The following is an 8,515-nucleotide window of genomic DNA, read 5'->3' as shown; positions in this document are numbered from 1 at the left end:
TAAAGCCTTCGTGGTAACGCTTGTCATGGCGTGGTCTCCAGCCCGGCGCGTCAACGCCGGGTGATTCGAGGTTGATCACCCCGGAGACTACGCCACTTTCAATTCCAACCGCTTTTCGGACGGCACCAAGAACATCTGAGGAAGACCTTTGGCTGATGCAATCCTCACCGCCGCGGCGGTTCTGATCTTTCTCGGGGTCGCGTTCGGCGTGCTGCGTCTGGTTCTCGGACAGACCACGATAGACCGGGTTGCGGCGATCGATATGCTGACCGTCGTTTCGATTTCCCTCATTGCGCTTTACGCGCACGTGGCCGGCCGCTCCATCTATCTGGATGTCGCCCTGGTTTACGGTGTTCTGAGCTTTCTGGCCGTCCTGGCGATTGCACGCTATCTCGAGCGAGGTCTTTGAAAGCATGCTTGATCTCTTCGTCTACCTGTTGTGCGGCAGCATTCTTGTGAGCGGTATTCTAGCCGTGTGCCTGGACAGTACCCTGGCGGCGGCGGTCAGCGGCGGACTGGCGAGCCTGTTCGCAGCGGTTTGCTACGTCCTGCTGGGCGCGCCGGATGTCGCGATGACGGAGGCGTCGATCGGGTCCGGCCTGTCGGTGCTCATTTTCCTCTATGCGATCCGCAGGACAACAGAGAGAGCACCATGATGGCTCTGATCGGAAGCGTCCTGGTCCTGCTCGGCGCAATCTTCCACTTTTCAGCAGGGCTCGGCATGTTGCGGATGCCCGATGTCTATACGCGCATGCAAGCGGGCACGAAAGCCTCCACGCTCGGCAACACCTTGGTGCTCGCGGGCCTGGCTATCTATCACCCGGGCTGGAGCCTCAAGCTTTTGATCATCGTCTACTTCGTGCTGATGACGAATCCCGTCTCCTCGCATGCGCTGGCTCGGGCCGCGCACAGCATCCGGATTCCGATGGCAGGTGATACAGGTATAGATGCGCTGCGTGACGCACGACAGAAAGCGGGAAGCGGCACATGATCCGGCGCCTCTCTATCATCGTCGCCATTGTCGCGTTCGGGCTGGTCTTTGCAAGTCTTGTCATCGGCCATACCGAACAGCAATCACTGCTGCCCCTGGCGGAAAGCTACATCAGGCTCGTGCCGCAGGAGTTGGGCGCGGCGAACGTCATCACCGGCATATTGCTGACCTACCGCGCGTTTGACACTCTCGGAGAGGTCGCCGTTTTATTCATGGTGGCGGCGGGCGTCGGCCTCGTGCTCGGTGGGGAACGCCCGCCGCGCAGCGGGCCCCTCGAGGATCGCTTTGAGGGAGCCCGGCCACCGTCGGAGATCGTGCAGACTGGCACGCAGATCCTCGTTCCGCTCATTTCCATCTTCGCAGCCTATATCATCATGAACGGGCACCTGACCGCAGGCGGCGGTTTTCAGGGCGGCGCCGTCATAGCTTCCGGCGTTCTGCTGATGCTGCTGACCTATCCGCAGTACCAGCCGAATCCCGAATTCCTTGGCATCACCGAGTCCGTGGCAGGCGCTTTGTTTGTGCTGACGGGCATCGCGGGACTGATCGCCGCGGGCGGGTTCCTGGACAACCGGATCCTCCCGCTTGGGCAGTTCGGCGCCTTCTTCAGCGCCGGTGCCATTCCGATCCTGTCGGCGCTTCTGGGCATCAAGGTGGGCTGCGAGCTGAGCGTCATTCTCGAAAGGTTCCGGCCCTGACGCCTCATACGAAGGAAACCGTCCGATGATCTCGAGCATCGTTCTGACAACGGGCCTTCTCCTGATCCTGATCGGACTTTGGGGCATGCTCACACACCGCAATATCCTGCGGATCGTCATCGGATTTTCCCTGATGGGAACCGGCGCCCACATCGTCATCGTTGCAATCGGCTATGTGGCGAATGGCACGGCGCCGATCATCGACCACGCGCTGAGTTTGTCGGAAGCGGCCTCACGCGCAGTCGATCCGATACCATCTGCACTCGCCGTCACCGCCATCGTCATTGGTATGGCCGTGACGGCGGTTATGCTGGCCTATGCGATCCGGCTGTATGAGGCCAAAAGAACGCTGTCAATCGACGCCTTCACGGAGTCGAAATGGTAGAGAGCGTCCTCCACCCGCTCAACATTTTCATTGTGGGCCTGGGTGGCGGCTTCCTGATCCCACTCTTCTATCGTCTCGGCAAATCCTGGGTAGCCGCCGCCTTTGTCCTTGCGCTCGCGGCGATGACGCTGATCTCAGGCTACGCGCTGTTCGTCCTTCTGAACGGCGCCGCCCCCATTGAGATCCTGACCGGAGGCGCGAAGCCGCCTTATGCGATCAATCTGCGCATGGGGCTCGCCGAAAGTATCTTCGCCTTCGGCGTCAATCTCGTCGCGCTTTTCGGCGCCGCCTATGTCGTGCGCGAAGGGTACGGGACACTGCTGCTTTACCTGCTGCTGGTCATGGGCATCCAGGGCATGCTGATGACTCGCGACCTCTTCAATCTGTTCGTATTCCTGGAGATCGTCTCGATCGCAACCTATGCATTGCTCGGCCTGCGGGACGCGCCCGAGGCTTTGTCGGCGACGTTCAAGTTTCTCATGGCAACGGTCCTGGCCTCGACCTTCTTCCTGATCGGCACCTTGCTGCTCTATGCCGCCACTGGCATCCTGAACATCGACGAACTGATCGCAAACCGCAGCTCGATCACAGGCCCGATCGGCTTCGCCGCACTCATCTTCCTGCTGGCGTGCCTGCTGCTGGAGCTGAAGCCCTTCCCCGCGAACGGCTGGGGCCTCGATGTCTATGAGACCGCGCGCAGCGACGTTGCCGCGATCATCTCGGGCGGTGTTTCGGCGGGCGTCTTTTTCGGCCTGCTCAAGTTGCTGCCGCTGTTCGAGGACCAGCTCGAACTCATCGCCGTCCTGGGGGCGATTACGTTCGTCTTCTCAAACCTCATCGGTCTCCAGCAGACGAGAGCGCAGCGCCTTCTCGGCTATTCTTCGATCGGCCAGATGGCGCTGCTGACGATCGCCGCGCCCCTGCTCTACCAACTCAAGGCCGGCGACGCGATGTTCTTGGTGGTGGGCGGGCTATTCATCAATCACCTGTTCGCCAAGGTCGGGCTTTTCTGGTTGGCCGGTTACGTGGGCAAGGAACGCCTGCAAGATTGGGCGGTCCTCGCCCGACGCCCGGGAGCGATCCTGGTCTTCGGCATACTGATCGTCGCGATCTCAGGATTGCCGCCATTCCCGGGATTCTGGGCGAAATGGCAGCTCATCATGACCTTGGCAGCCGGCGATCTCTACGTCTGGATCGCCATTGTCCTGGTCGGCTCGCTTCTGGAAGCGGCCTACATGTTCCGCTGGTTCAGCTTGGCTCTTCACTCTCCCGCCGAGATAGACGCAGAGCCGCAGGGCCAGAGTGATCTGTTTCCGATCTTCGGAATGGCTCTTCTTCTTGTCGCGAGCGGGTACCTCGCCGGCGAGCTTGCCGGCCTTGCCGCTCCGTGGGCGTACATGCCGCTTGCTGCAGGACTTGTATTGTACATGCTGGCTCGCCTGCCGAGCGGCATGCAATGTTTGATCGTGCTCATTCTAGTGTCCGCTGGTGGCACCTCGCTCATTCTCAGCTTGTCCGGCATCAACTTTCTGTTCGCGATGCTCCTTCTCGCTGGCGGCCTTGTCGTGTCGATCGCCTGCCTCGCCCGCGCGGATCCCCGTCCCGGCTTCTATCCGCTGCTTGCCGTCATGCTGCTGTCATTGCCGGCGCTGCCGCGCGCCATGACAAGCCTCGAATTCATTTTCATCTGGGAACTGATCACGCTGTCCTCCTATTTCCTGATCCTGCGAAGGACCGAGGCCGCGTCACATGCGCTACAATATCTGCTGTTCTCGCTGGCCGCGGCCTTCTTCCTGCTGTGCGCGTTCGCTGTACTACAGGCGCAGACCGACAGCGTGTCGCTGTCGGCGCTGCGCGTCGCGGGTCCGGATAGCGCGCCGGTCTTTGTGCTGTTGGCCATCGGCCTGCTGATCAAGGCCGGCGCCGTCGGCGTCCACGTCTGGCTACCGGGCGCCTACGCGGAAGCCGATGACGACGTGTCCGCCCTGCTCTCGGCCGTCATCAGCAAGGTGTCAATCTTCGGGCTGCTGGTCGGGACCTATGTCGCGATCCGCTCCGAAGTGAGCTTGAATCTCGCACTTGTCATGGGCTGGATCGGCATGCTGACCACGCTGGCCGGCGCCATGCTTGCGGCGCGCCAGGACGACCTGAAGCGCATGCTGGCCTATTCCAGCATGAGCCAGCTTGGCTACATCGTGGCAGCGATCGCACTGATGAGCCATCTTGGCTGGGTGACGGCACTGTATCTCGTTGCCAACCATCTCCTGGTGAAAGGCATCCTGTTCCTCGTCGCTGCCGCGATCATCCTGCGAACGGGGAAGCGGCTGATTGTCGAACTCGGCGGACTTGCCGGTGTCATGCCCGTCACATTCACAACGGCTGCGATCGCGATTGTCGCGATGTCCGGTCTGCCGCCACTCGCCGGCTTCGGCGGCAAATGGCTGCTGCTGAGCGCAATGATTGAGAAGGGCTGGTACGGGCCGGCGCTGATGACTCTGCTGGCGACTTTTGTCGGCTTTGTGTACATGGCGCGCTTCATCCAGGCGATCTTTCTCGGCCCCCGCAAGGCTGCGCATGACGCCCTGACAGAGGCGCCGATCACCCTGCTGATACCGCAGATTCTGCTGGTCGCCGGCATTTTCCTGATGTCGTTTTTCCCGAAACTGCTGATCACCCCGATCTCCGAAGCGATCGACCCGCAATTCGCATCGACGCTGGTGTGGCAAGGCATGTCGCTGGAGATGATTTACGGCTACTGGAATCCGGTGCCTGTCATGGCGTTTGCGGTGATCGTGTCTGCAATATTGCTCGGACTGTTCTGGTTGCTGCTACGAAGCGGCTGGTGGGCAGCCATCGCGCATGTCGAAATCGGTGCCATGCGATCGAGCCTTTACCAAGGCCTCAAGACTGTCTTCACAATACTGACGCCTCCATGGGCCCAGGGCCTCTGGGGCGGACTGGCCACCGCCACCACGGCGTCTGCGGAACGCATCCGAATGCTCTACACGGGCAACGGCCAGACCTATAACCTCTACATTCTGTATTACTTTCTTGCTCTGTACATCGCTGGCGGCGGCCTTCGCCACTTGTGGCCGACGGATTAGCTAAGGCGACTCTTTCCGGCTCGCCAGCGCCAATATCGCAAGAATAGGTGGTTGCGAGGCGCGCAGCACCCCGTTCCTGCGATTGATCGAAAGCAGGCCAGGCGAATACACGAGCACGCAGGAGATTGCCGGTTACGCCAAACATTGACTCGATCGCAACAGGCTCGTTTCCACGAAAGACTGGCTTGCGCTTCTCTCGCTGAGCCGCCCGACCCTCTGCATAATCTTGACTGGCATAACATCGATCCGCCGCCCGCTGAGCACGTTCGGGATCTGCCGCTCCGTCGCGCCGAGCAAGTTCCTGGAATGCGATCCGCGCTGCGGCCAGACTAAGCGGTGCACCAGACAACAAATCTCCTACCGCCGCGATACGCAATCGACGCCATTAATGCCTGCCGTCCAGTTAGGCCGATATCATTCTATTTCGAGTATCCGGCTCATCCCAGCGGCGCTCCGTTGCAACTGTAACAGAGAACGCGGCGTTAGTTGTTGGCGCGACAAATATGTCGCCACGGTGACAAAACGCTAAACGCCGAAATCGCATCGTAACAAAGCCTATGTACTGCCCTGCCCAATTGGAACAGCAGACGGGTAAGAGATGACACGAAGGCGATACGCACGACGTCCGCTGGTCGACCGGACCGATTACAGCGATCGCGAAGCCAGGGTGTGCTGTGGGCGTGACGCCCTGCGCCGTCCTCGCGCGCCAGAGCTCTACAGCCTGCCACGTCAGATTTCTCGTCTTGGAAACTAGGCGGTGGCTTTATTGTTGCGGCTGTTTGCCCTGGTGGCGTTTGCGCTTCTGCCTGGAATCGCAATCCAGTTGTACAATGAGTTTGACCTCCGTTTCTCGCACCAAATGGAAGTGCAAGAGCTGGCGCTTGGTCTTGCCAAGCTCGCCGCCGCCGAGCAGCAGCAGATCATCCAAGGAATTCGCCAGGCATTGATCGCACTCTCGGAACTTCCCGCGGTAAAGGCGAAGGACGCCCGCGGATGCGAGGCTTACCTCTCCAGAATCAAGGAGCGCTATCCGGGATTCATTAATTTTATCGTGGTCGACATGAACGGCGATTCGTTCTGCGACTCGACCAGCGACTATAAGCCATCGACCGCCGCCGGGCGCGCCTACTTCGCCAACGTCCTGAAAACCGGCAAGTTTACGGTCGGAGAGTTCGCGCACGGCCGAGCGACCGGCCGCAACGTCCTCCACTTTGCGCTGCCATTCTACGACGACGATGGCCACATGGGCGGCGTCGTAATAGCCGCCCTCAGCCTCGATTGGCTGGCTCATTATCTCGCGCAGAAGGGCCCGCCCCCCGGCGCCGCCCTCGCCATTAGAGACCGCAACGGCACGTACCTCGCACGCTATCCCGGTAACGACCAGTTCGTCGGCCGGAGGATACCCGGTGACCATTACTTGCACTCGGATCACTCGGGCACAACAACCGCGCGCGACATTGACGGCGTGGAGCGGATCGTAGGCTACACAGCGCTGCAAGCAGACGCCGGAGAGATTTTTGTCACCTTCGGCGTCGACAAGACGCTGGCCTTCAGTCAGATCCAACGTCGTACGCGGCTAGGCATCCTCCTGATTGTCCTGGGCACGTCGGTCGTATTGGCCTTGACCTGGTTTGGTGCCCGTCGGTTCATCCAGCATCCGCTGGGACAAATGGTTGATGCGGCCAACCAATGGCGACTTGGCGACTACGCGGGCCGAGTGCATATCCGGGACAAAGGATCAGAGATTACCCGGGTCGCCGACGCATTCAACACCATGGCCGATGCGCTCGCGAACCGCGAACACGAGCTGCACGATGCCAAGGAGAAAGCCGAGCAGGCAGCGGCTCGGATCACGACGATATTCGAGAGCACGACCGACTGCGTCCTTATCGTCGATACGGAATGGTACATCACTTATCTGAACGAGAGGGCAAAGGCGCAGCTCGCTGTAGGATATGACCTCATCGGTATGAATCTGTGTGAGATCTTTCCGGATTGGACCGACAAGAACCTCTCGGCCCGAGCACATACGGCGATGTCGGAACAGAATTCCGCGTCTGTCGAAACGTTCTTTCGAGATGTCTGGTACGCGGTCAATGCATTCCCGTCCGGCGAAGGCATCGTCATCCTGTTTCGAGACATCACCGAACAGAAGCACGCCGTCGAGGCACGGCGCTTGATGGAAGAACAACTCCATCAGAGCCAAAAGATGGAGGCTGTCGGCCAGCTCACGGGGGGCGTTGCCCACGACTTCAACAATTTGCTGATGGTGATTTCGGGCAATCTCGAACTTATCGAGAGCCGTACGGCAGACGACGAATGCGTCCGGAGACTCGCAGTAGCGGCGCGGAAAGCCGCCGACCGGGGTGCAAGCCTGACCGCGCAGCTTCTCGCCTTTTCCCGACGGCAGAAGCTGAACCCGAAGACCATCCACATAGACGCTCTCATTCGGGATTTTCAGGGACTAATCCTTCGCGCACTCGGAGACAGGTGCAAGATCAACCTTGTCGCAGATGATCAACTGTGGCCATGCCATCTTGACCCGGCACAACTGGAGACAGCGCTCCTCAACCTGGCCCTGAACGCGCGCGACGCCATGCCGGACGGCGGCAGACTGGAGATCGAGGCACGAAATATAACCCTCCACGAAGACGCCATTGCCGGTGTCGCGTCCGGATCGTACGTCAAGCTCTCCGTCACCGACACTGGCTGCGGCATACCGCAAGACACGCTGGATCGGGTGTTCGAACCGTTTTTCACCACGAAGGAGGTCGGCAAAGGAACCGGGCTCGGCCTCAGCATGGTTTATGGGTTCGTCCGGCAATCCGGCGGCCATATCGCCATCGAAAGCTCAGTCGGACTGGGAACCACGGTCAGTCTCTATCTGCCCAGATCCGGCCAAATGTCCGATCTGGGGAGGGATATCATCCAACTCCCGGACATGGCAGCAGGGTCAGGCAGGGTTCTCATGGTCGAAGATGATCACGATGTCATGGACGTCACGTCAGCAATACTGAGAGAGCTCGGCTATGAAGTCCTCTGTGCCCAGGATGGCGCCGAGGCCATCCGGATTCTGAGAGATAACGAGAGCCTCGATCTGCTATTCAGCGATATCATGATGCCAGGAGGCATCAGCGGTGTTGAACTGGCTCGCGAAGCGAAGCAGCTCTGCAGCGGCATCAAGATTTTGCTCACGTCAGGCAATGCGGCAGACGCGTTGTCGCGCCATGGGGCAGAGGGCGAGTTTCCCGTTCTCGGCAAGCCCTTCCGGCGCGCGGAGCTGGCGCAATATCTGCAGGTGGTTATGGGCACTGCCTGAAATCATCTCCGGCTGGGA

General features: G+C 60.1%; 7 protein-coding genes. 6 read left to right on the top strand and 1 reads right to left on the bottom strand.

Features of this window, described 5'->3' with window-relative positions; genetic code table 11:
- Positions 1–415 (bottom strand): hypothetical protein (locus tag ACZYOF_RS15005; protein WP_463716235.1); only part of this gene is annotated, 415 nt, incomplete at its 3' end.
- Between ACZYOF_RS15005 and ACZYOF_RS15000 the strand changes: the two genes are divergently transcribed.
- The 6 genes from ACZYOF_RS15000 to ACZYOF_RS14975 all read left to right on the top strand — a co-directional run bounded on the left by ACZYOF_RS15000 (position 414) and on the right by ACZYOF_RS14975 (position 8,497).
- Positions 414–656, top strand: coding sequence for a Na(+)/H(+) antiporter subunit B (locus ACZYOF_RS15000; RefSeq protein WP_130579783.1), 243 nt, complete (start codon positions 414–416; stop codon positions 654–656). The two genes, ACZYOF_RS15005 and ACZYOF_RS15000, sit on opposite strands and share 2 nt — an antisense overlap.
- Positions 653–991 carry a monovalent cation/H(+) antiporter subunit G gene (gene mnhG, locus ACZYOF_RS14995; RefSeq protein WP_130579782.1) on the top strand — a complete coding sequence of 113 codons (339 nt, stop codon included), beginning with the start codon at positions 653–655 and terminating at the stop codon, positions 989–991. The genes ACZYOF_RS15000 and mnhG overlap by 4 nt, the downstream gene beginning before the upstream one ends.
- The gene (mbhE, locus tag ACZYOF_RS14990; RefSeq protein ID WP_463716234.1) at positions 988–1,689 is read left to right on the top strand and encodes a hydrogen gas-evolving membrane-bound hydrogenase subunit E; all 702 of its coding nucleotides are present in this window, start codon (positions 988–990) and stop codon (positions 1,687–1,689) included. The genes mnhG and mbhE overlap by 4 nt, the downstream gene beginning before the upstream one ends.
- Positions 1,690–1,714: 25 nt before the next feature.
- On the top strand, positions 1,715–2,074 hold the full coding sequence (locus ACZYOF_RS14985) for a sodium:proton antiporter (RefSeq protein WP_282531064.1): 360 nt from the start codon (positions 1,715–1,717) through the stop codon (positions 2,072–2,074).
- Positions 2,068–5,178 (top strand): complex I subunit 5 family protein, encoded by a 3,111-nt coding sequence (locus ACZYOF_RS14980; protein WP_463716233.1) that lies wholly within the window; start codon positions 2,068–2,070, stop codon positions 5,176–5,178. The genes ACZYOF_RS14985 and ACZYOF_RS14980 overlap by 7 nt, the downstream gene beginning before the upstream one ends.
- A 757-nt stretch (positions 5,179–5,935) precedes the next feature.
- Positions 5,936–8,497, top strand: coding sequence for an ATP-binding protein (locus ACZYOF_RS14975; protein ID WP_463716232.1), 2,562 nt, complete (start codon positions 5,936–5,938; stop codon positions 8,495–8,497).
- Positions 8,498–8,515 lie beyond the last annotated feature (18 nt).

The sequence above is a fragment of the Bradyrhizobium sp. LeoA1Lang genome (assembly GCF_055413685.1).
Note: the sequence above shows the minus strand (reverse complement) of the source record. Positions and strands in the feature narration are given on the sequence as shown.